This is a genomic window from Nostocoides sp. HKS02 (assembly GCF_009707485.1).
Lineage (GTDB): Bacteria > Actinomycetota > Actinomycetes > Actinomycetales > Dermatophilaceae > Pedococcus.
Genome location: NZ_CP046121.1, coordinates 2,230,895 through 2,252,694, shown reverse-complemented (window position 1 = coordinate 2,252,694; position 21,800 = coordinate 2,230,895). Strand labels below are relative to the sequence as shown.

Annotated in this window: 21 protein-coding genes; 17 read left to right on the top strand and 4 right to left on the bottom strand. The window is 70.7% G+C overall.

Features of this window, described 5'->3' with window-relative positions; all coding sequences use genetic code 11:
* The first annotated feature begins 2 nt into the window (after window positions 1–2).
* The 4 genes from nuoL (at window position 3) to GKE56_RS10785 (ending at window position 6,140) form a co-directional block, all read left to right on the top strand.
* Window positions 3–1,949, top strand: a complete 1,947-nt coding sequence (gene nuoL / locus GKE56_RS10800; RefSeq protein WP_154684545.1) for an NADH-quinone oxidoreductase subunit L — start codon at window positions 3–5, stop codon at window positions 1,947–1,949.
* Window positions 1,949–3,493 carry an NADH-quinone oxidoreductase subunit M gene (locus GKE56_RS10795; RefSeq protein WP_154684544.1) on the top strand — a complete coding sequence of 515 codons (1,545 nt, stop codon included), beginning with the start codon at window positions 1,949–1,951 and terminating at the stop codon, window positions 3,491–3,493. The genes nuoL and GKE56_RS10795 overlap by 1 nt, the downstream gene beginning before the upstream one ends.
* A 68-nt stretch (window positions 3,494–3,561) precedes the next feature.
* On the top strand, window positions 3,562–5,130 hold the full coding sequence (gene nuoN / locus GKE56_RS10790) for an NADH-quinone oxidoreductase subunit NuoN (protein WP_370518496.1): 1,569 nt from the start codon (window positions 3,562–3,564) through the stop codon (window positions 5,128–5,130).
* The gene (locus tag GKE56_RS10785; RefSeq protein WP_154684542.1) at window positions 5,127–6,140 is read left to right on the top strand and encodes a polyprenyl synthetase family protein; all 1,014 of its coding nucleotides are present in this window, start codon (window positions 5,127–5,129) and stop codon (window positions 6,138–6,140) included. Before nuoN ends, GKE56_RS10785 begins: the two co-directional genes overlap by 4 nt.
* Here the strand turns inward: GKE56_RS10785 and rarD are convergent.
* The 4 genes from rarD to GKE56_RS10765 form a co-directional block, all read right to left on the bottom strand.
* On the bottom strand, window positions 6,124–7,023 hold the full coding sequence (rarD, locus tag GKE56_RS10780; protein ID WP_154684541.1) for an EamA family transporter RarD: 900 nt from the start codon (window positions 7,021–7,023) through the stop codon (window positions 6,124–6,126). The genes GKE56_RS10785 and rarD overlap by 17 nt on opposite strands.
* Window positions 7,024–7,050: 27 nt before the next feature.
* Entirely contained in the window at window positions 7,051–8,148 is a 1,098-nt protein-coding gene (locus GKE56_RS10775; RefSeq protein ID WP_195908084.1) for a 2-oxoacid:ferredoxin oxidoreductase subunit beta, read from the bottom strand.
* A complete protein-coding gene (locus tag GKE56_RS10770) occupies window positions 8,145–10,043 on the bottom strand; it encodes a 2-oxoacid:acceptor oxidoreductase subunit alpha (protein WP_154684540.1) in 1,899 nt (632 codons plus the stop codon). Before GKE56_RS10770 ends, GKE56_RS10775 begins: the two co-directional genes overlap by 4 nt.
* 158 nt (window positions 10,044–10,201) lie before the next feature.
* The gene (locus GKE56_RS10765; RefSeq protein WP_154684539.1) at window positions 10,202–10,498 is read right to left on the bottom strand and encodes a hypothetical protein; all 297 of its coding nucleotides are present in this window, start codon (window positions 10,496–10,498) and stop codon (window positions 10,202–10,204) included.
* 182 nt (window positions 10,499–10,680) lie between these two features.
* Here GKE56_RS10765 and GKE56_RS10760 point away from each other — a divergent pair, with 182 nt between their 5' ends.
* From GKE56_RS10760 to htpX, 13 genes are all read left to right on the top strand, one after another.
* Window positions 10,681–10,893, top strand: coding sequence for a DUF2087 domain-containing protein (locus GKE56_RS10760; RefSeq protein WP_230208905.1), 213 nt, complete (start codon window positions 10,681–10,683; stop codon window positions 10,891–10,893).
* A gap of 45 nt (window positions 10,894–10,938) precedes the next feature.
* The gene (locus tag GKE56_RS10755) at window positions 10,939–11,913 is read left to right on the top strand and encodes a glycoside hydrolase family 68 protein (RefSeq protein ID WP_154684537.1); all 975 of its coding nucleotides are present in this window, start codon (window positions 10,939–10,941) and stop codon (window positions 11,911–11,913) included.
* A gap of 71 nt (window positions 11,914–11,984) precedes the next feature.
* Window positions 11,985–12,341 carry an NADH-quinone oxidoreductase subunit A gene (locus GKE56_RS10750; RefSeq protein ID WP_154685740.1) on the top strand — a complete coding sequence of 119 codons (357 nt, stop codon included), beginning with the start codon at window positions 11,985–11,987 and terminating at the stop codon, window positions 12,339–12,341.
* Entirely contained in the window at window positions 12,341–12,931 is a 591-nt protein-coding gene (locus tag GKE56_RS10745) for an NADH-quinone oxidoreductase subunit B (RefSeq protein ID WP_154684536.1), read from the top strand. The genes GKE56_RS10750 and GKE56_RS10745 overlap by 1 nt, the downstream gene beginning before the upstream one ends.
* Window positions 12,924–13,454 (top strand): NADH-quinone oxidoreductase subunit C, encoded by a 531-nt coding sequence (locus tag GKE56_RS10740; protein ID WP_154684535.1) that lies wholly within the window; start codon window positions 12,924–12,926, stop codon window positions 13,452–13,454. The genes GKE56_RS10745 and GKE56_RS10740 overlap by 8 nt, the downstream gene beginning before the upstream one ends.
* On the top strand, window positions 13,451–14,410 hold the full coding sequence (gene nuoH, locus GKE56_RS10735) for an NADH-quinone oxidoreductase subunit NuoH (RefSeq protein ID WP_154684534.1): 960 nt from the start codon (window positions 13,451–13,453) through the stop codon (window positions 14,408–14,410). Before GKE56_RS10740 ends, nuoH begins: the two co-directional genes overlap by 4 nt.
* The gene (locus GKE56_RS10730; RefSeq protein ID WP_154684533.1) at window positions 14,407–15,057 is read left to right on the top strand and encodes an NADH-quinone oxidoreductase subunit I; all 651 of its coding nucleotides are present in this window, start codon (window positions 14,407–14,409) and stop codon (window positions 15,055–15,057) included. Before nuoH ends, GKE56_RS10730 begins: the two co-directional genes overlap by 4 nt.
* Window positions 15,054–15,608 (top strand): NADH-quinone oxidoreductase subunit J, encoded by a 555-nt coding sequence (locus GKE56_RS10725; RefSeq protein ID WP_154684532.1) that lies wholly within the window; start codon window positions 15,054–15,056, stop codon window positions 15,606–15,608. Before GKE56_RS10730 ends, GKE56_RS10725 begins: the two co-directional genes overlap by 4 nt.
* On the top strand, window positions 15,605–15,964 hold the full coding sequence (gene nuoK, locus GKE56_RS10720; RefSeq protein WP_154684531.1) for an NADH-quinone oxidoreductase subunit NuoK: 360 nt from the start codon (window positions 15,605–15,607) through the stop codon (window positions 15,962–15,964). Before GKE56_RS10725 ends, nuoK begins: the two co-directional genes overlap by 4 nt.
* Entirely contained in the window at window positions 15,961–17,820 is a 1,860-nt protein-coding gene (locus tag GKE56_RS10715; RefSeq protein ID WP_154684530.1) for an NADH-quinone oxidoreductase subunit L, read from the top strand. The genes nuoK and GKE56_RS10715 overlap by 4 nt, the downstream gene beginning before the upstream one ends.
* A complete protein-coding gene (locus GKE56_RS10710; protein WP_154684529.1) occupies window positions 17,814–19,289 on the top strand; it encodes a NuoM family protein in 1,476 nt (491 codons plus the stop codon). The genes GKE56_RS10715 and GKE56_RS10710 overlap by 7 nt, the downstream gene beginning before the upstream one ends.
* Window positions 19,286–20,818: an NADH-quinone oxidoreductase subunit N gene (locus tag GKE56_RS10705; protein WP_154684528.1), complete on the top strand. Its 1,533-nt coding sequence runs from the start codon at window positions 19,286–19,288 to the stop codon at window positions 20,816–20,818. Before GKE56_RS10710 ends, GKE56_RS10705 begins: the two co-directional genes overlap by 4 nt.
* Window positions 20,819–20,855: 37 nt before the next feature.
* A complete protein-coding gene (gene htpX / locus GKE56_RS10700) occupies window positions 20,856–21,746 on the top strand; it encodes a zinc metalloprotease HtpX (protein ID WP_154684527.1) in 891 nt (296 codons plus the stop codon).
* Window positions 21,747–21,800 lie beyond the last annotated feature (54 nt).

Below are 21,800 nucleotides of genomic sequence, written 5' to 3'. Positions count from 1 at the left end.
AGGTGACTTCCCTCGCAACACTCGCCACAGCCGAGAGTGCCGTCCACGCGGCGACCGGCTTCACGGCATACACCTGGCTCCTGGTGGCCCTGCCGGTGCTCGGGGCTGCCGTCCTGCTGCTCGGCGGCCGCGCCACCGACGGCTGGGGGCCGCTGTTCGCGACCCTGATGTCCTGGGGCTCGTTCGTCGTGGGCTTCGTGCTCTGGATGCTCATGCTCGGCCGAGGGGCGGACGAGCGGGCGGCCTCGATCCACCTGTTCGACTGGGTGCCGGCCGGGTCGTTCCACGTCGAGGCAGGGATGCAGCTCGACCAGCTGTCGATGACGTTCGTCCTGCTGGTGACCTTCGTCGGTTCGCTGATCCACGTCTACTCCCTGGGCTACATGGAGCACGACCCCGACAAGCGGCGCTTCTTCGCCTACCTCAACCTCTTCGTCGCCTCGATGCTGCTGCTGGTGCTGGCGAACTCCTACCTGCTGCTCTATGTCGGTTGGGAGGGCGTCGGTCTGGCGTCCTACCTGCTGATCGGCTTCTGGAACCACAACCCGGCCTACGCGACCGCGGCCAACAAGGCCTTCGTCGTCAACCGCGTCGGCGACTTCGGGCTCTCCATCGCGATCATGATCATGTTCGTCACCTTCGGGCGGGTCGACTTCGCCGGCGTCTTCGCGGGGGCCTCGCACGCCTCCCCGGGAGTCCTCACGGCGATCGGCCTGATGCTGCTGCTCGGCGCCTGCGGCAAGTCCGCGCAGTTCCCCCTGCAGAGCTGGCTGGGTGACGCCATGGCCGGCCCCACGCCGGTGTCGGCCCTCATCCACGCGGCGACGATGGTGACGGCCGGGGTCTACCTCGTGGTCCGCAGCCACGCGATCTTCGACCTCGCGCCCAACGCGCGGCTCGCCGTCGTCATCGTGGGCACGATCACCTTGCTCTTCGGTGCCATCGTCGGCTGCGCCAAGGACGACATCAAGAAGGCCCTGGCAGCATCCACCATGAGCCAGATCGGCTACATGATGCTGGCCGCCGGCCTTGGTCCGGTCGGTTACGCCTTCGCGATCTTCCACCTGCTCACCCACGGCTTCTTCAAGGCCGGCATGTTCCTCGGCGCTGGGTCCGTCATGCACGGCATGGACGACCAGGTCGACATGCGCCGCTTCGGCGGGCTGTCCGGTGCCATGAAGATCACCTGGGTCACCTTCGGGTTCGGCTGGCTGGCCATCCTGGGCGTGCCGCCGTTCTCTGGCTTCTGGTCCAAGGACAAGATCATCGAGGCGGCCTTCATCGGTGAGGGCTGGCGGCCGTGGGTCTTCGGCGGCGCCGCGCTCATCGGCGCGGGGATCACCGCGTTCTACATGTCGCGGCTGTTCTTCATGACGTTCCACGGCAAGCGCCGCTGGGTCGACTCCGGGCCCGGTGCCCTGCACCCGCACGAGTCGCCACGCACGATGACGGTGCCGATGATGGTGCTGGCGGTGGGCTCGGCCTTTCTCGGTCTGATCCTGAGCGTCGGTGGCACCTTCGTGAGCTGGCTGGAGCCGGTCGTCGGCGCCCACGCCGAGAGCGAGCCGGTGCTGCCCGTCTGGGCCCTCATGACGCTGACGCTCGTGCTGGTCGCAGGCGGCATCGCGCTGGCCTGGATGCGGTACTGGCGTGACGAGGTCCCCGCGACCGCGCCGACCGGCTCGCTGCTGACCCAGGCCGCGCGTCGCGACCTCTACCAGGACGACGTCAACGAGGGCGTGTTCATGCGCCCGGGCGTCCACCTGACCCGCTCGCTGGTCTTCGCCGACAACCGTGGCGTCGACGGTGCGGTGGGTGGCCTGGCCGCCCTGGTCGGTGGCACGTCGAGCCGGCTGCGCCGCGTCCAGAACGGCTTCGCGCGTTCCTATGCCCTGACGATGCTCGCTGGTGTCGTCGCCATTCTCGGTGCTCTGTGGGTGATCCAGTAATGACGAACTTCCCCTGGCTGACCGTGATCGGGTTGATCCCGCTCATCGGTGCTGCCGTCGTGGCCGCGCTTCCGGCCGGGGTCGCCGACCGGGCCAAGCACATCGCGCTGGGCACCTCTGTGCTGACGCTCGTGCTCGGCATCGCGGCGGCCCTGCAGTTCACGTCCGGCTCCAAGCAGCAGTTCCAGCTGAGCGAGCAGCACCAGTGGATCCCGCAGTTCGGGGTCTCGTACTCCGTCGGCGTCGACGGCATCGCCCTGGTCATGATCCTCATGGCGGTCGTCCTCGCGCCGGTCTGCATCCTCGCCGCGTGGCAGGACGTCCCCGAGGGTGGCAAGCGGGAGAAGAACTACTTCGCCCTCATGCTCGTCCTCGAGACCTTCATGGTCGGGGTCTTCGCCGCGACCGACGTGTTCTTGTTCTACGTCTTCTTCGAGGCCATGCTCATCCCGGTCTACTTCCTGATCGGCTCCTACGGCGGCCCGCGCCGGCAGTATGCCGCGGTGAAGTTCCTGCTGTTCTCGCTCGCCGGCGGCCTGGTGATGCTCGTCGGGGTCATCGCGCTCTACCACTACGGACCTGGCGGCTCCGAGGGCTTCCTCGTCTCCAAGCTCACCGGCCTGTCGATCGGCGTGGTGCCCGAGCGGCTGATGTTCGTGGCCTTCTTCTTCGCGTTCGCGGTCAAGGCGCCGATGTGGCCGGTCCACACCTGGCTGCCCGACGCCGCCACCGAAGCCCGCCCGGCGACGGCGGTCCTGCTCGTCGGTGTGCTCGACAAGGTCGGCACCTTCGGGATGATCCGGTTCTGCTTGCAGCTCTTCCCCGAGGCGAGCAAGTGGGCGACGCCCGTCGTGCTGGTCCTCGCCGTGATCTCGGTGCTCTACGGCGCGCTGCTGGCGATCGGCCAGACGGACGTCATGCGCCTGATCGCCTACACCTCGGTGAGCCACTTCGGCTTCATCGTGCTCGGCATCTTCGCGCTCACCTCGACCGGTGGGTCCGGGGCGACGCTCTACATGCTCAACCACGGGTTCTCGACTGCGGCTCTGTTCCTCATCGCGGCGATGCTCATCGCCCGCCGCGGCAGCAAGCGGATCCCGGACTTCGGTGGGTGGCAGCGCATCACCCCCGGGCTCGCGGGAGTGTTCCTCGTGGCGGGCCTGTCGGGTCTGGCGCTGCCGGGACTGAGCTCGTTCGTGTCGGAGTTCCTCGTGCTCGTCGGCACCTTCCAGCGCTACAAGGTCGCCGCTGTGATCGCGACGGCCGGCATCGTGCTCGCCGCGCTCTACATCCTGCTCATGTACAAGCGGATGATGACCGGCCCTGAGCCCGACCTGTCCACCTCCCGCGAGCGCGTCCTCGACATCACGCTGCGCGAGAAGGTCGTGGTCGCCCCGCTGATCGCCGCCTTCCTCGTGCTGGGCTTCTACCCCAAGCCGGTGCTCGACGTCCTCAACCCGGCCGTCGCCAGGACCCTGCAATACGTCGGTGTGACCGACCCCGCGCCCACTGTCCCCACCACCGCTGACGGGAGCGCCAAGTGATGCCCGCCGTGACATCCACGCTCGCTGCTTCGAGCCTGACGACGCACTTCACCGGACTGTCGTCGACCATGCCGTTCGCCGACTTCCAGCGTGCCGACGTCAAGTACGGCGCGATTGCGCCGATGCTCGTGGTCGTCGGCGTGGCGATGCTGGGCGTCCTTGTCGAGGCGTTCGCGCCCCGCGCCCTGCGCCACACCATCCAGGTCGTCCTCGCCCTTGCGGGCCTCGTCGCGGCATTCCTCGTGCTCGTCTTCGTCTCGACCACGACGGCGAACCGCGGCGGCACCTTGCGACAGGCGGTGATCATCGACGGTCCGTCGCTGTTCCTCCAGGGCGCCATCCTGCTCATGTCGATCCTGGGCGTGCTCACCATGGCCGAGAAGTTCGGCGGTCGGGGTGCCGACGCGTTCACCCCGATGGGTGCTGCCATCCCGGGCTCGCCGCACGAGGCCGCTGCCCTGCGGGCTGGACTCGGGACCAGCGAGGTCTTCCCCCTGACGATGTTCGCTGTCGTGGGCATGATGCTGTTCCCCGCTGCGGGCGACCTGCTGACGATGTTCGTCGCCCTCGAGGTGCTCTCGCTGCCGCTGTACCTGCTCTGCGGGCTCGCGCGCCGACGTCGCCTGCTCTCCCAGGAGGCCTCGCTCAAGTACTTCCTGCTCGGCGCCTTCAGCTCGGCGTTCTTCCTCTTCGGCGCAGCGCTCCTCTACGGCTACGCGGGCTCGATCTACCTCGCTGACATCGCGACGGCCATCAGCACCGCGTCCGGCCCGATGGAAGGGCTGCTGCTGCCCGGTGTCGTCTTCGTGCTGGTCGGGCTGCTGTTCAAGGTGGGCGCGGTGCCGTTCCACTCGTGGACGCCTGACGTCTACCAGGGCGCGCCCACCCCGGTCACCGGCTTCATGGCCGCCTGCACCAAGGTCGCTGCGTTCGGCGCGATCCTCCGGCTGGTCTACGTCGGCCTGCAGGCCAGCCGCTGGGACTGGCGCCTGGGCATCATCGCCGTCGCCGCGCTGACGATGGTGGTCGGCTCCGTGCTCTCGGTGACCCAGACCGACGTCAAGCGGCTGCTCGCCTACTCCTCGATCGCCCACGCGGGCTTCATCCTCGTCGCTGTGCTCGCGTTCGACGTGACCGGCGTGTCCGGCACGATGTTCTACCTCGTCGCCTACGGGTTCATGACGATCGCCGCGTTCGCAGTCGTCTCGATGGTGCGCCAGGGCGGTTCCGAGGCGTCGCACCTGTCGCAGTGGGCTGGGCTGGGCCGCAACCACCCGGTGGTCGCCGGGGTCTTCGCCTTCCTGCTGCTGGCCTTCGCCGGCATACCGCTCACCTCCGGCTTCGCCGCGAAGTATGCCGCGTTCTCGCCGGCGATCAGCTTCGGCGGTCGCGCCGGGGTCGCCCTCGTCATCATCGGTGTGCTCTGCAGCGTGATCACCGCCTTCGTCTACGTCCGGCTCATCGTGCTGATGTACTTCACGGAGCCGCCGGCGGGCGAGACGGTCGTCGCCCAGGTCGCGTCCCCCCTGACCACGGTGGCCATCACGATCGGCACCCTCGTCACGCTCGTCCTCGGCATCCTGCCGTCGCAGGTCCTCGACCTCGCCTCGCGGTCGTCGATGTTCCTTGTCAGATGACGCCAGGCCCCCTCAAGCCGGCGGTCCTGGCGCTCCCGTTCACCTCTGAGGCCCTGGCCGGGCGGCTCCAGGAGGGATTGGCTGAGGTCGACGCGCTCCTGCGGCGCGAGGTCGACCACGACGACCCCTTCATCGCCGAGGCCAACAGCCACCTCATCGAGGCGGGCGGCAAGCGGTTCCGGCCGTTGCTCACGCTGCTCGCCGCCGAGGTCGGGTCTGGCATCAACCCCGATGTTGTGGCTGCGGCCGCCGGGGTCGAGCTCACCCACGTCGCGTCGCTGTGTCATGACGACGTCATGGACGAGGCGACCGTGCGCCGCGGCGCGCCCAGCGCCAACGCCAAGTACGGCAACTCCACCGCGATCCTCGTGGGTGACATGTTGTTCGGCACCGCGTCGTCGATCATCGCTGACCTCGGCGCCGAGGCGGTCAAGATCCAGGCGGAGACCTTCGTCCGGCTCTGCTCGGGCCAGATCCGCGACGACCGCCCGACGCCGGCGGGTGAGGACCCGGTCGACTACTACCTGCGCATCCTCGCCGACAAGACCGGGGTGCTCATCGCGACGGCGGCGCGCTACGGCGCCATGTTCGCCGGCTGCGACGCTCCGACCGTCGAGATCCTGCGCGAGTTCGGCGAACGCCTCGGCATGGCGTTCCAGCTCGCCGACGACCTCATCGACGTGGCCTCCGACGCCGAGGAGAGCGGCAAGACACCCGGCACGGACCTGCGTGAGGGCAAGGCGACCCTGCCCGTGCTCTACGCACTCGCCTCGACGGACCCTGCCGACGCGACCCTGCGGGAGCTCCTGCGATCGGATCTGCGCGAGGACGAGACCCGGTTGGGGCAGGCGCTCGAGCTGTTGCGCGCCAACCCGGCGATGGACCGTGCCCGTGAGCACACCTCGGCGGTGGCCAAGCAGGCTCAGGACGCACTGGCACCGCTGCCGGACACTGACGCGAAGGCCGCGTTGCTGGCGCTCGCCACGAGTGTGGTCACGCGCGTCGGCTGATCCCGTAGCTGCGCGTCGAGTCGAAGCTCAGCACCGCCAGCGCCACCCAGACGATCCCGAAGCCGACCCACCGTTGCCCTGACATGTGCTCGTGCAGGAGCAACACCCCGCACAGGAGCTGCAGGACGGGCGTGACGAACTGCAGCAGCCCGATCGTGACGAGCGGGACCCGGCGGGCGGCCGAGGCGAACAGCAGCAACGGGGTCGCGGTGAGGATGCCGGAGAGCACGAGCAGGGTCGTGTGCCAGGACCCGTCGGTGGTGAAGGTCGTGTCGCCGCGAACCGTGAGGACGGCGAGCAGCACCAGGGCGATCGGCGTCAGCACGAGGGTCTCAGCGGTGAGGGAGTGCAGGGCCTGCAGGCTCACGCCGACCTTCTTCTTGACCAGGCCGTAGCCCCCGAACGTGCAGGCGAGCGACACCGCGATCAGGGGGACCGAGCCGGCCGCGACACTGAGGTAGACCGCGGCGAAGGCCCCGATGCCCACCGCCACCCATTGCAGGGGCCGCAGCCGCTCACGCAGCACGAGCACGCCCAGTGCCACCGTGACGACCGGGTTGAGGAAGTAGCCGAGGGCAGCCTCCGTCGTGTGCCCTTGGAGCACGGCGGCGACGTAGATGACCCAGTTGCCCGCGATCAGCAGGGCAGCCACCGCCACCCCGAGCGCCAGCCGCGGCCGGTCGCGCAGCTGCCGCAGCCAGCGCAGGTCGCGTCGGACGACCAGCACGGCGACGCAGAGCAGGACGGTCCACAGGATCCGGTGGCTCAGGACCTCCCAGGCACCGGCCGGTCGCAGCGCCGCGAAGTACAGCGGGAACAGGCCCCAGATGCCATAGGCCAGCAGCCCGTATGCCGCGCCCCGCTGCTGCTCGTCGCGGCCCACCTCAGCGGGTGTCCGCGGCGAGCAGGCTCACGCCACGGTCCAGGTGTCGCGCCCGTGGATGAGATCGTCGAGGTCGGCGTCCGTCGGGCGGCCGCCAGCGGTGTCGATGGCAGCGGAGACCTGGGCTCGGACGAGATCGTCGTAGGTGGCGCGCTCGACGTTGCGGAAGATCCCCATCGGCACGTGGGTCATCTCGGGGGAGTCCAGCCGCGACAGGGCGAACGCCTGGGTCGGGTCGTGCGCACCGGTGTCGTGCACGACGACGTCGCAGCCCTCGGACTGCGCCTCGGGCACGAACTCCATCGAGCCACCGGTGCGCCGCACCAGCACCTGGCGGTCGCCCTCAGGCCCGACCTGGACCCGTGCTCCGTCGGCGAGGTGGACGATGCGTGCCTCCTGCTCGGACCGGTCCTTGATCAGGTCGAACGCCCCGTCGTTGAAGATCGGGCAGTTCTGGTAGATCTCGACGAGCGAGGTGCCGCGGTGCTCGGCCGCGGCCCGCAGGACCTCGGTGAGGTGCTTGCGGTCGGAGTCCATGGTGCGGGCCACGAACGTCGCCTCGGCGCCCAGCGCCAGCGACACCGGGTTGAACGGGTGGTCGACCGAGCCCATCGGGGTGGACTTGGTGATCTTGCCCAGCTCGGACGTGGGGGAGTACTGCCCCTTCGTGAGCCCGTAGATCTGGTTGTTGAACAGCAGGATGGTGAGGTTGACGTTGCGGCGCAGGGCGTGGATCAGGTGGTTGCCGCCGATCGACAGCGCGTCGCCGTCACCGGTGACGACCCACACGGACAGGTCCGGGCGGCTCGTGGCCAGACCCGTCGCGATGGCGGGCGCCCGGCCGTGGATCGAGTGCATGCCGTAGGTGTCGAGGTAGTACGGGAACCGCGAGGAGCAGCCGATCCCGGAGACGAACACGATGTTCTCGCGCTTGAGTCCGAGCTCGGGCAGGAACCCCTGCACTGCCGCCAGGATCGCGTAGTCACCGCACCCAGGACACCAGCGGACCTCCTGGTCGGAGGTGAACTCGCGCTTGGTCTGGGCGGGCGCGCCGTCAGGCAGCGCGGGCACCCCGGCGGTGCCGCTGGGAGCTCCCGTCGACGGCATACCGAGGTCGGTGGTCACGCGCGCACCTCCGAAGTGGCGGTCTCGTCGGCAGGCACGGCGAGCGCCACGATGGCGTCGGCCAGCTCGACGGTGGTGAAGGGCAACCCGCGCACCTGGGTGAACGAGTGGACGTCGACGAGGTACTTGGCGCGCAGGAGCATCGCGAGCTGGCCCATGTTCATCTCGGGGACGAGCACCCGGTCGTAACGACGCAGGACCTCGCCCGTGTTGGCGGGGAACGGGTTGAGGTGGCGCAGGTGCGCGCGGGCGACCTTGGCCCCGGTGTTGCGGACGCTGCGTGCCGCCGCGGCGATCGGTCCGTAGGTCGACCCCCACCCGAGCACGAGGACGGATGCCTCACCGCTGGGGTCGTCGACCTCGAGGTCGCCGATGGTGTCCGCGATGCGGTCGACCTTGGCGGCGCGCAGGCGCGTCATGAGGTCGTGGTTGTCGGGGTCGTAGGAGATGTTGCCGGTGATGTTGGCCTTCTCGATGCCGCCGATGCGGTGTTCGAGCCCGGGGGTGCCCGGGACAGCCCAGGGTCGCGCGAGCGTGGTGTCGTCGCGCTTGAACGGGTGGAAGACCGGCTCACCCTTGGCGTCGGTGTCGTTGGGCTCGGTGGCGAACGTGACGGTGAGGTCGGGTAGGTCGGACACGGACGGGATCGACCACGGCTCGGAGCCGTTGGCGAGGTAGCCGTCGGAGAGCAGGAAGACCGGCGTGCGGTAGGTCGTGGCGATGCGGACGGCCTCGATCGCGGCGACGAAGCAGTCGGCTGGGGACTGCGGCGCGATGATCGGCACCGGAGACTCGCCGTTGCGGCCGAACATCGCCTGGAGCAGGTCGGACTGCTCGGTCTTGGTCGGCAGTCCTGTCGACGGGCCGCCGCGCTGGACGTCGACGATGATCAGGGGCAGCTCGAGGGAGACGCCCAAGCCGATCGTCTCGGACTTCAGGGCCACCCCCGGCCCCGAGGTGGTCGTCACGCCGATCGCGCCACCGAACGACGCACCGAGAGCGGCGCCGATGCCGGCGATCTCGTCCTCGGCCTGCAGGGTCGTGACGCCGTAGCGCTTGAGGCCAGCGAGGGTGTGCAGGATGTCGGAGGCGGGGGTGATCGGGTAGGACCCGAGCACGAGGGGTATGCCGGCGCGGTGCGAGGCGCTGACCAGGCCGAACGCGAGGGCGGCGTTGCCGGTGATGTTGCGGTAGGTGCCGGCGGCCATGGGGGCCGGGGCGATCTCGTAGGAGACGGCGAAGTCCTCGGTCGTCTCGCCGTAGTTCAGCCCGGCCTTGAGCGCGGCCAGGTTGGCGGCGAGGATGTCGGGCCGGGAGCCGAACTTCTTGTTGAGGAAGGCCTCGGTGCCGGCCGTCGGACGGTGGTACATCCACGACAGCAGGCCGAGCGCGAACATGTTCTTCGCGCGCTCCTTGTCCTTGCGCGAGAGGCTGTCGAACCCGGCCAGTGCCTCGACGGTGATCGACGTCAGTGCCACCGGGTGCAGGTGCCAGGACTCGAGGCTGCCGTCCTCGAGGGGGTTGGTGGTGTAGCCGACCTTGGCGAGGTTGCGCTTGGTGAACTCGTCGGTGTTGGCGATGATCGTCGCGCCACGCGGGAGGTCTCGCAGGTTGGCCTTGAGCGCCGCCGGGTTCATCGCCACGAGCACGTCCGGCGCATCGCCCGGGGTGAGGACGTCGTGGTCGGCGAAGTGCAGCTGGAAGCTCGAGACGCCTGGGAGCGTGCCCTGGGGCGCACGGATCTCGGCCGGGAAGTTGGGGAGCGTCGACAGGTCGTTGCCGAGGGCGGCCGTCTCGGAGGTGAAGCGGTCGCCAGTCAGCTGCATCCCGTCGCCCGAGTCCCCAGCGAACCGGATCACCACACGGTCAAGCTGCTGGACGGACTTGCTGCTCATCTGCGTTTCCGCCACCTGTTCATCGACAACTTCTGCTGCGTCGCGCTCTTCCTGCGGCGCCTCTTCCATGGTATGCCGCCCGTTGCGCGCGCTTGCAGACAACCCGTATTTCGGACACCTGGGCGCGTTGGACCCGACGCAGCGCTGGACCCCACGCATCAGGCCGCGATGAAGCCGTGGCGGTCGAGCGGCCAGGTCGTGTGGGTGCGGCCTCGGGTGCGGTCCAGGTGCAGATGCCAAGCGGGTCCATCTCCACCCGCCAGCCCGCGTGGTGCTTGAACCCGTGGTGGGTGGCGCACAGCGTCTGGAGGTTGGTCACCGTGCGCCAGGGTCACGGCCTCGGCCTCGGCCTCGGCGAGCGTCAGGGCCGCGATGTCGTCGTCGGTCAGGCGGGAGAGGGCGCCCGCCAACGCCGCCGGGTCGAACCCAGCGACTGCAGCGCCAGCTTCGAACATGCGTACGAATCCAGCGGCCACCTCCGACAGTCACGCCCCACCTCGGGCGACGAAATGCGATGGGCGCCAACGAGACTGCCCGCTACGGTCGAGCCATGAACCGACCCGCTCTGCAGGATGCACTCCGGGATCGAGACGCCGTCTTGCGCGCCTTTGTGGCGCCGGACGGGAGCCTGCGCTCCATGCCCACCAAGGTCCGCAAACGGCTCGTGGTCCTCGACCTGATCGCGCAGGAGTTCGAGGTCGGGCGGACCTATGCCGAGACCGAGGCGAACGCCGTCTTGCGCGGCTTTCACCCGGACGTCGCCGCCTTGCGCCGCTACCTCGTGGAGGAGGAGTTCCTGGAGCGGCGCGACGGCCTCTACTGGCGCGCCGGTGGCACCGTCCAGCCCTGAGATTTCGCTGGGCCGGGCGGCAGGAATCCTGCCAGACTCAGCGGCATGCTGCGGCTGGACGACCTGTGGGTCTGGGATTCGTGGATCGCCGACGACGGCGACCTGTACCACCTCTTCTTCCTCCAGGCGCCGCGCGCGCTCGGTGACCCGGGCCAACGGCATACGGCGGCGCGGGTGGGCCACGCGACCTCGGCCGACCTCGTGACCTGGGACTACCTCGGCGAGTGCTTCGGGCCGGCCGAGACGGGCTTCGACGACCTGGCCATCTGGACCGGGTCGGTGGCCCACGACGGCGAGCAGTGGCGGATGTTCTACACGGCGGTCTCGACGGCAGGCCACCACATCTACGACCAACGGATCGGCTCGGCGGTCTCCGACGACCTGCACCACTGGCGACGTGTGTCCGACCAGCCGGCCGTGCGCGTCGATGGGCAGTGGTACAAGACCCTGGCCAACACCCCGGCACCGACCGAAGGCCCCGATCTCGACGGGTCGAGCGAGACCTGGCGTGACCCGCTGCTGATCGCCGACCCTGCTGGCGAGGGCTGGCACCTGTTGATCACGGCCCGCGCGCGCGAGGCCGGGCGCAACGACGACGGGGTCGTGGCTCACGCGACCAGCCCCGACCTCACGACCTGGACGCTGGGGCCGCCGTTGTGCCAGCCCGGTGCGGGCTTCGGCCAGCTCGAGGTCCTGCAGGACAAGCAGATCGACGGACGCTGGGTCCTGGTCTTCACCTGCCACCCCCAGGAGATGACCCCCGAGCGGATTGCCCGCACAGGCGAGTACTGCACCTGGTCCGTGCCCGGCCCCGGCCCGCTCGGGCCGTGGGACATCGACGCCGCCCGCCCGTTCACCGCCGAGCCGAACCTGTTCGCCGCGCCCCTGGTGCAGCAGCGCGACGGCTCGTGGGTGATCCTCGGCTTCCGCAACCTCGAACCCCAGGGGCTCGACGGGTTCGAGATCAGCGACCCGATCCCGGTGACCCTCGACGGGGACGGCTACCTCATCGCCCGATGAGCCGGTGGTGGTTCCCGCTGGCGGTGAACGCCTCCGACCGCTCGTATGCCGCGGCCACTAGGCTGCCAAGCGTGTCGCCCTACGTCGTCGTCGCCGCCGTGGTCGCGGTCGGCCTGCTGCTGTTCGTGGCAGCCATGGGCGCCCGCGCGCTCCTCGCTCCCAAGGCGCCGACCCGCGCCAAGCTGACGACCTACGAGTCCGGCGTCGACCCGGTCGGCCAGGGTTGGGCCCAGAGCCAGATCCGCTACTTCGTGTACGCGTTCCTCTACGTCATCTTCGCGGTCGACGCGGTCTACCTCTTCCCCTGGGCACTGGTCGCGCGCAGCCGCCTTGCCGGGGCCTCTCTCGTCGAGATCGCGGTGTTCGTCGGTGTCATCCTCATCGGCCTGGTCCATGCGGGTCGTCGCGGTCTGCTGAGGTGGTTCTGATGGCTCCGGTCAGCTTGCCCATGCCGCGGGTCGGCGCCGCGACCGACCTCGCACCGACCCCGATCAAGGTGGTCCTCAACTGGGGTCGGCGGTACTCCCTCTGGGTCTTCAACTTCGGCCTGGCCTGCTGCGCCATCGAGTTCATCGCGGCGTCCATGGCCAGGCACGACTTCATCCGGCTCGGCGTGATCCCCTTCGCCCCCGGCCCACGACAGGCTGACCTCATGGTCGTGAGTGGCACCGTGACCGACAAGATGGCGCCGGCCGTGCGACGCCTCTACGACCAGATGCCCGAACCCAAGTACGTGATCTCCTTCGGCGCCTGCTCGAACTCCGGCGGCCCCTACTGGGACTCGTACTGCGTCACCAAGGGTGTCGACACGGTGATCCCCGTGGACGTCTACGTCCCCGGCTGTCCGCCGCGGCCCGAGGCGCTGCTCCAGGGCATCCTCAAGCTCCAGGAGAAGATCGCCGCAGAGTCGTTGTCCACCAAGGGAATCCGCGCCAAGTATGCCGGTCACCGCACCGCCTCGGCCGGAGAGCTGAGTCGGGGCCTCGTGGCCCCGCCCGCCGGGACGCCCCATGAGTGACCCGACGACCCTGGAGCGTCAGGAGGTGGCGCCCGCCGAGTGGGTGGCCGCGATCACGCGCGCCCGCGACGCGGCATACACGTTCTTCGACTGGCTGTCCGCCGTCGACCAGACCGACGACGGACAGGCGCCGGGACTCGACGTGGTCTGCCACCTCATGGACGGCTCGACCCCACGCGCCCTGCGGCGCACGATGATTCGCACCCGCGTGCCCGAGGGCCAGGCGCTCGCGAGCATCACCGGTGTCTTCCGGGGCGCAGCCTGGCACGAGCGTGAGACCCACGAGATGTTCGGCCTCGAGTTCGAAGGGTTCGACGACGGCACGGGTCTGGGGCTGCGCCCGCTGCTGCTGCCTGACGGCTTCGAGGGCACCCCGCTGCGCAAGTCGTTCGTGCTCGCTGCGAGGGCCTCGAAAGCCTGGCCCGGCGCCAAGGAGCCCGGCGAGAGCGAGCACACCAAGCCCACCGGGCGCCGCCGGGTCAGTGCACCAGGCGTCCCCGACCCCGAGTGGGGGCCGCGGTGAGCGACCCGCTCGACGTGACGCTGCGCGCGGTGGCCGTGCTGGCCGCCTTCCTCGTCCTGCCGCTGCTGGTCGGCCAGACCGAGCACAAGGTCATGGCCCACATGCAGGGGCGCCTCGGGCCGATGTATGCCGGCGGGTTCCACGGGTGGGCCCAGCTGGTTGCGGACGGCATCAAGTTCGTCCAGAAGGAGGACATCACGCCGGCGGCAGCGGACCAGCGCGTGTTCCGGTTCGCTCCTGCGATCGCGCTCGTGCCGTACCTCGTTGCGCTGTCAGTGATTCCGCTCAACCGCCACGTCGTCGCAGCGGACGCTCCGGCCTCCGCCGTGTTCGTCCTCGCCATCACCGCCGTGGGCATCCTCGGCACGTTGATGGCGGGCTGGGCGAGTGCCAACAAGTACTCCCTGCTGGGCGCGATGCGCTCAGCCGCGCAGCTCCTCTCCTACGAGCTGCCCATGGTGCTGGCCGTCGCCAGCGTCTGCCTCGCGGCTGGCTCGCTGTCGCTGACGGGCATCGCGGCCGCGTGGTCTCCGTGGTGGCTGATCTGGCAGGCGCCAGGCGCCCTGGTGTTCCTCGTCGCTGCTGTCGCCGAGCTGCAACGGCCGCCGTTCGACATGCCAGTGGCGGACTCCGAGATCGTGTTCGGCGCCTACACCGAGTACACCGGACTGCGGTTCGCGTTCTTCCTGCTCAGCGAGTACGCCGGCATCGTCGTGATGTCGCTGCTGTTCGCCGTGCTCTACCTCGGCGGCTGGCACGGCCCGTTCGACGGCGCGCTCGGGCCGGTCTGGACCCTGCTCAAGGGATTCGTCGTCGCGGTGCTGGTCATCTGGCTGCGGGTGGCGTGGCCGCGGTTGCGTGAGGACCAGCTGCAACGGCTGGCCTGGTTGGTGCTGGTGCCGCTGGCGCTCGCCCAGCTGATGATCACCGGCGTCTGGGTGGTGGTGACGGCATGACCGACGAGCCGACCCAGCCCGAGCAGCCGCACCAGGCCAAACAGCCGAAGCAACCCGGCGGTGGCGCCGGCATACCGGGAATCCTCAAGGGACTGGCCACCACGGCCAAGACCCTGACCAAGCACACGCACACCGCCGAGTACCCCGACGCGCCGCCGCACCTGCCGCCGCGCACCCGCGGCGTCATCGCACTGCTCGAGGAGAACTGCACCTCGTGCATGCTCTGCGCGCGCGAGTGCCCCGACTGGTGCATCTACATCGACTCCCACAAGGAGACGATCCCCGCAACCACCCCCGGTGGGCGCGACCGCCAGCGCAACGTCCTCGACCGGTTCGCCATCGACTTCAGCCTCTGCATGTACTGCGGGATCTGCATCGAGGTGTGCCCGTTCGACGCGCTGCACTGGAGCCCGGAGTTCGAGTACGCCGAGACGGACATCAGGGACCTGCTCCACGAGAAGGACCGCCTCGGCCAGTGGATGCCGACGGTGCCGCCGCCCTCGGCCCTCGACGAGCACTCCGCCGAGCCTGCCGAGATCGCGGCCCTGAACAAGCCGGCCCGGACTCCCCGACCAGCCGCGGCCCCGCCGCCCGCGGCACCCGGTGCCGCGGCCCCACCGCCCGCGGCACCCGAGGTCGACCAGTGACGGCCCTCGACGTCGCGTTCGCCGCCGTCGGGGCGATCGCCGCGGCTAGTGGCCTGCTCGCCGTGACGACCCGCCACGTCGTCCACGCCGCGCTCTGGCTCGTGGTGTGCCTCGGTTCGGTGGCCGGCTGCTACCTGGTGCTGGGCGCCGAGTTCGTGGCCCTCGTGCAGATCCTCGTCTACGTCGGGGCCGTGGTGGTCCTCGTCCTCTTCGCGCTGATGCTGACCCGGGCCCCCATCGGCCCCAACCCCGACGTCAGCACCAGCCGGCTGCACCGCGTCCTCGCCGCGGTTCTCGGCGCCGCGGTGACCGCGCTCCTGGCCTCCGCCCTGCTGCCGCTCGCAGGCGAGGCCGTGCACCGCCACACGACGGAGAACGCCTTCCTCGCCAGCCAGCTCTTCGGCACGTGGGTGTGGCCCTTCGAGGTGCTCAGCCTGCTGCTCCTCGTGGCGCTCATCGGCGCACTCGCCATCTCGCGTCTGGCCATCTCTGGACCCGCCGTCTCTTCGGCCGACGAAGGTTCGGTGGCCGACGGGGGAGGGGGCCGGTGATCCACCTCGCCGGTCCCTACCTGCTCGCCGCGGTCCTCGCCGGCCTGGGCACCTTCGGCGTCCTCGCCCGGCGTAACGCCGTGCTGGTCCTGATCGGGGTCGAGCTGATCCTCAACGCTGTCACTGTCCTCCTGGTCACCGTGTCCGCGGCGCAGGGTGACCAATGGGCCGCGGGGACCGTGCTCACGCTCTTCGTCATCACCATCGCCGCCGCCGAGGTGTGCGTGGCCCTGGCCGTCGTGCTCGCCGTGTTCCGGGCGCGCGGCGACATCGACCTCGCGGCACCGGCCAGCGAGACCGCCGAGACCGCCGAGACCGCCGAGACCGCCGGGACCGCCGAGAGCGTGCCGCGATGAGCGCCCTCGCGGCCCGGCTGGTCATCCTCGTGCCGGCCGTTGCCGCGCTGCTCGGGCTCGCCCTGGCCCGCCGCAGTCTGCGCGGGGCTCGACTGACGGCCCTCGTGGGCTCGGGCCTGACCCTGGGCGCTGCGCTCGTCGAGCTCGTCGCGGTGCACACCGCCGGGCCAGCGGCAACGCTGCGCACCCTGCCAGGACTTCCGGTCGGAGAGCTGCACATCCCGTTGCAGCTGCAGGCGACGACGGCTCCGGCGCTGGTGGCGGTGGTCGTCGGCATCGTGGGCGGGGCGGTCCAGGCGTTCGCAGCCTGGTACCTGCGTGACGACGACCGCTACGGAGTGTTCGCGGCCACGGTCTCGCTCTTCTGCGCGGGGATGCTGCTGGTCGTCCAGTCCGCCGACCTCGTCCTCACCCTCGTCGGGTGGGAGGTCATGGGGTGGTGCTCCTACCTGCTCATCGGTCACTGGAGCCGCCGGGAGTCCGCGCGACGAGCGGCGCTCAAGGCCTTCCTCGTGACGCGACTCGCCGACGTGGGCTTCGTCCTGGGCGTGGTCCTGCTGGCCGCGCATGCCGGCTCCACGGCATACCCGGCCGTGATCTCGTCGTATGCCGGCCTGTCACCGAACGTCCCCATGGTCCTGCTCCTGCTCGGGATCCTCGGCAAGTCCGGGATGGTCCCGTTCCACGACTGGCTCCCCGACGCCATGGAGGGCCCGACCCCCGCCTCCGCCCTCATCCATGCCGCGACGATGGTGGCGGCCGGCACGTTCGTCCTCGCCCAGCTGTTCGACCTGCTCGTGACCGCGGACGCCGCGCGGTGGGTGCTCGCCCTGAGCACAGCGGTCACCATGGTGTGGGCTGCGCTCCTCGCGTTCGGGCAGAGCGACCTCAAGCGCCTGTTGGCGTACTCGACGCTCAGCCAGGTCGCCCTCATGCTCTCGGCGCTCGCGGTCGCCCCCGCCGCCGAGGGCCCAGGTGCGGCGACCCTGCACCTCTACTCCCACGCCTTCTTCAAGGCGTTGTTGTTCCTGGCGGTCGGGTGGCTGAGCGTCACCGTCGGCGGCACGGCAGCGACGGCGATGCGCGGTGGTGTGCGCGGTCATCTCCTCCTCCGCCCGGCCCTGTTCGTCGGTCTGCTCTCCCTCGCGGGCGTGCCACCGCTGGTGGGCTTCGTGTCCAAGGAGCACGTCCTCGCCGCAGCCGAGGCCGGTTCGGGGGCGGCCGCGGGCCAGGGTCGGGCGTGGCTCGTGCTGGTGGCCGGGCTGCTGACGGTGGCGCTCACGGCGGCGTACTGCACCCGGGCCTGGCTGGTCCTCGACGACCTCGGGTCGGCCGACGTCGCGCGCCACGACGCCGACTCCGCGAGCGTCGGTGTCCGGGTCGCCGTCGCGGGACTGGCTCTGCTGACCGTGCTCGGTGGGCTGGTGGTCTTCACCCCGTTGCTCCGCCTCGGTGGTCACCTCGGCTGGTGGATGGCGCTCGTGAGCGTCCTGCTCATCGCTGGGGCCGCCGTCGCCGTCCGCTCGTTCAGCCGCGCCGGTGCCGGCGACTCGGCGCAGTCGGTCGACCCCGCCGTGCGGCTGGTCGGCTCGCGGATGCCCTTGTTCGACAACGGGTTTGGCGTCGACCGCCTCTACCTCGTCACCGTCGCTCGACCGGTGCTCGCCCTGGCCAGGCTGGTCGTGTTCCTCGACCGCGAGGTCATCGACGCGTACGTCCGGGGTGCCGCCGTCGCCGCCACCGTGTCGGGCCGCGGCGGCCAACGCGCCCACAGCGCCGAGCGGGCGGCCTCGGGGTTGGCGTGGGTCGTCGCGGGCGTCGTCGCAGTCGCCCTTGCGGGGGTGGCGCTGTGGTGATCCTGCTCAGCCTCGTCGTCCCGGTCGCCGTCGCCACCTGGCTCGTGACGGCCGGTCGCGCCCTCACCCACCGGGCGGTCAACCGCATCGCGGGTGTGGCCAGCGTCGTCACCCTGGTCGCGGTCCTGCTCGCAGTGCTCACCCGGCCGACCGTCGACCGCGCCTGGGTGCCGGCCCTCGGCTTGCGCTGGGAGTTCGCCGTCGACGGGATCAGCGCGCCCCTGCTGCTGCTCACCGCGTTCCTCGGGGTCGCAGTCGTGCTCCACTCGCGGGACCGGGTGCCGGCCGGTGGCACCTCCGGGGCCTTCCACGCCTGCCTGCTGCTCGTGGAGTTCGGGGCGCTGGCGACGTTCTACGCCCGCGACGCCGTGCTGTTCTTCATCGCCTTCGAGCTGGTGCTCGTGCCCATGTGGGTGCTCATCACCCGGTTCGGCGACTCGCACCGGCCGGCGGCCCGGGCCGACGCAGGCGGCCGGTTCGTGCTCTACACCGCGTTCGGCTCGACCCTCATGCTCGTCGGCATCCTCGCCCTGGTCTCCCAGGCCGGAACCTCCGACCTCGACGTGCTCGCACGCGGTGCGGGCCACGGCATACCCGTGCACACCCAGGTGGTCATCGCGGCGCTGCTGGTCGCGGGCCTTGCCGTCAAGGTCCCGGTCTTCCCCGTCCACACGTGGCTGCCTCCGGCCCACACCATCGCCCCCACAGCAGGCTCGGTGCTGTTGGCCGCTGTGCTCCTCAAGATGGGCACCTACGGCCTGGTTCGGTTGCCCCTGGCGTCGCTGCCCGAGGGGTTTGCCAAGGTGGCGCCGGTGCTCGCGGTCCTCGGCGCCGTGGGCGTCGTGTGGGGAGGGCTCGCCTGCCTGGTCGAACGCGACCTCAAGCGCCTGGTCGCCTACTCCTCGGTGGCCCACATGGGCTTCGTGGCGATCGGGCTGGCCAGTGGCACCCGCACCGGGCTCCAGGCTGCGTTGTTCGCGAACATCGCCCACGGCGTGATCTCCGCTCTGCTGTTCGTCGTGGTCGGCGGGCTCAAGGAGCGTTGGGGCAGCGCCGACCTCGAGACTGCCCGCGCCGCGGTGCGCGAGGTGGCGCCTCGCCTCGGCTTCGCGTTGATCGTCGGCTTGGCAGCCTCGCTCGGACTGCCCGGGCTCGCGGGGTTCTGGGGCGAGTTCCTCAGCGTGTATGCCGCGTGGTCACCGGCCGCAGACCGGCCCCACGCGGTGTTCGCCACGGTGGCCGTGGTGGCTGCGACGGGGACCGTACTGGCCGCTGCCTACAGCCTGCGCGTGGCGCGCGTCGTGTGGGCCGGGGACCGCGCCCAGCCGTTCATCGAGGACAGCCGGGGGCACGAGTGGCAGGTCGCCTGGGCCCTGGTCGCGGCGACCCTCGCGCTGGGGGTCGCACCCGGTCCGCTGCTCGCCCTGACCCGTGACACGGTGTCGACGATCATCGGAGCCGGCCCGTGACCCCGACCTCGTCGGTCTCGATCGACTGGCTCGTCCTCGCCCCGGTGCTGGCGCCGGCTCTCGGGGCAGTGCTCGTCCTGCTCGCCGATGCCGTGCTGCCCGACCGGGCCGACGACGTCAACGGCGCCCGCCAGGCCGCTCAAGCGCGGCTGCACGGCATCGTCGGGGTCGTGGCGCTGGCCGCGGGGATCGCCCTGGCACTGCCCGGCGCCCTGCACGCTGCCACCGCCCCGCTGCGCACGCTGTGCCTGCCCGCCCCCGCTGGTGCCTGCCTCTACGAAGCGGGGCCGCTGGCGAGTGCCTTCCAGGCCGGCGCCATGGCGTCGGCGCTCGTGGTGCTGCTGCTGATGTGGCCCAGCGGTGCGGGTCGTCAGGACCTGCGTGGTGGCCCGGCCGTGCTCGTCTCGCTGGTCCTGGCCGCGACGGCGGGTGCCGCCGGGGTGGCCGCGGCCCACGACCTCGGCTCGTGGCTGGTGTGTCTCGAGCTGGCGACGCTGCCCGCCATCGCCCTGGTCACGCTGAGGGGCACCCGGGCGTCGGGGCGGGGCGCCCTGGCGCTGCTGACGACATCGGTGGTGTCGTTCGCGATGGTGGCGTTGGGCGCCGCCCTGTGGCTCACCGCCACCGGTCAGGCGGTGTTCGCGGCGGGGAGCGCCGACACCGCGCTTGCCGATCCCCACCGCCGCGCGGTCCTGCTGTTGGGCGTGCTCTTCCTCGTGGCGGGACTCGCCTTCAAGCTCTCCCTCGCCCCCTTCCACGCCTGGACACCCCAGGCGTATGCCGGTGCCTCCTACCCCGTGGCGGCCTTCCTCGCGGGCACCTCCAAGGTCGCTGCCCTGGCCGCCCTGCTCGTCGTCATGCGGCCGTTGGCCGACGCCCGCGGGCCGGTCCTGGTCGCCGTCGGGGTGCTGGCGGCGGTGTCGATGACCGTGGGGAACGTCATCGCCCTCGTGCAGGACGACCCAGTCCGGCTGCTCGCCTGGTCGACCGTCGCCCAGGCGGGGTGGGTGGTCCTTCCCCTCTCGGCGATGACCGCGGCGTCGGCCCCGGCCTCCGGCGGTTACCTGTTGGCCTACCTCGTCGCCACGCTCGTCGCGTTCACGGTGGTGCACGTCGTCGCCTCAGCACCGGTCACGGCCGAGGCGCCGGCGCAGCGTCGGACGCTCGCGGCATACACCGGGCTGTTGCGCACTCACCCCGTACTTGGGGGTGCGCTCGGTCTCGCCCTGCTCTCACTCGCCGGGCTGCCGCCGGGCGTGATCGGCCTGCTCGCCAAGGTGCTGGCGCTGCGCCCGGTGGTGGGCCAGGGACAGTGGCTGCTGGCCCTCGTCGCCGTGGCGAACGCGGTGCTCGGCATCGCGGTCTACCTGCGCTGGTTCAGTGTGCTGCTGCGCGACCCGCAGGAGGCGCCCGCCACGTCGTGGGTCGGCCCGCTCCCGCGCCCGGCGCTGGCCGCGCTCGTGCTCAGCGGGGCGGCGCTCGTGGCCACCAGCCTGATGCCGCAGCTGCTCCTGGGCCTGCTCGGCTGACGGGAACGACCGAACCTGAGGGAACGTTGAGACCGACATGCACAACCATCTGAACGGGCTCAAGACCGCTGCCCTCCTGGGTGCGATCTTCGCCCTGCTCCTGGTCATCGGCGGTGGTATCGCCGCGTACACCCGCAACGGCTCCTTCATCTGGATCTTCGCGCTCATCGGCCTCGGCACCACGGCGTACGGCTACTGGAACAGCGACAAGCTGGCCATCCGCGCGATGCACGCGTATCCCGTGAGCGAGGCCCAGGCCCCGGCGATGTACCGCATCGTCCGCGAGCTGTCGACCGCCGCGGGCAAGCCGATGCCCACGCTCTACGTCAGCCCGACCGCAGCCCCGAACGCGTTCGCCACGGGTCGCAACCCCGAGCACGCCGCGGTCTGCTGCACCGAAGGCATCCTCGGGCTGCTCGACGAGCGCGAGCTGCGTGGCGTGCTCGGCCACGAGCTCATGCACGTCTACAACCGCGACATCCTCACCGGGTCGGTCGCCGCGGCGGTCGCTGGCGTCATCACCTCCGTGGCGCAGATGATGATGTTCGCGAGCATGTTCGGCGGTGGGGGCGGCAATGACGAGGACCGACCCAACCCGTTCGCGATGCTGGCCATGGCCCTGCTGGCGCCGTTCGCGGCCATGTTCATCCAGATGGCGATCAGCCGCACGCGCGAGTTCGACGCGGACGAGGACGGCGCCAAGCTCACCGGCGACCCGCTGGCCCTCGCGTCGGCCCTGCGCAAGCTCGAGGTGGGGGTCGCCCAGGCCCCCCTGCAGCCCACCCCGGCCATCCAGAACTCCAGTCACATGATGATCGCTAACCCGTTCCGGCCGCAGGACGTGTCGCGGTTGTTCTCGACGCACCCGCCGATGACCGAGCGGATCGCCCGGCTCGAGGCGCAGGCCTACGGGTTCCGCCAGCGCTGACCGAGGCGTCGGGGCATCGGGTCCTCCGGTCGGGCCGTCGGCTCGTCCGCCCGT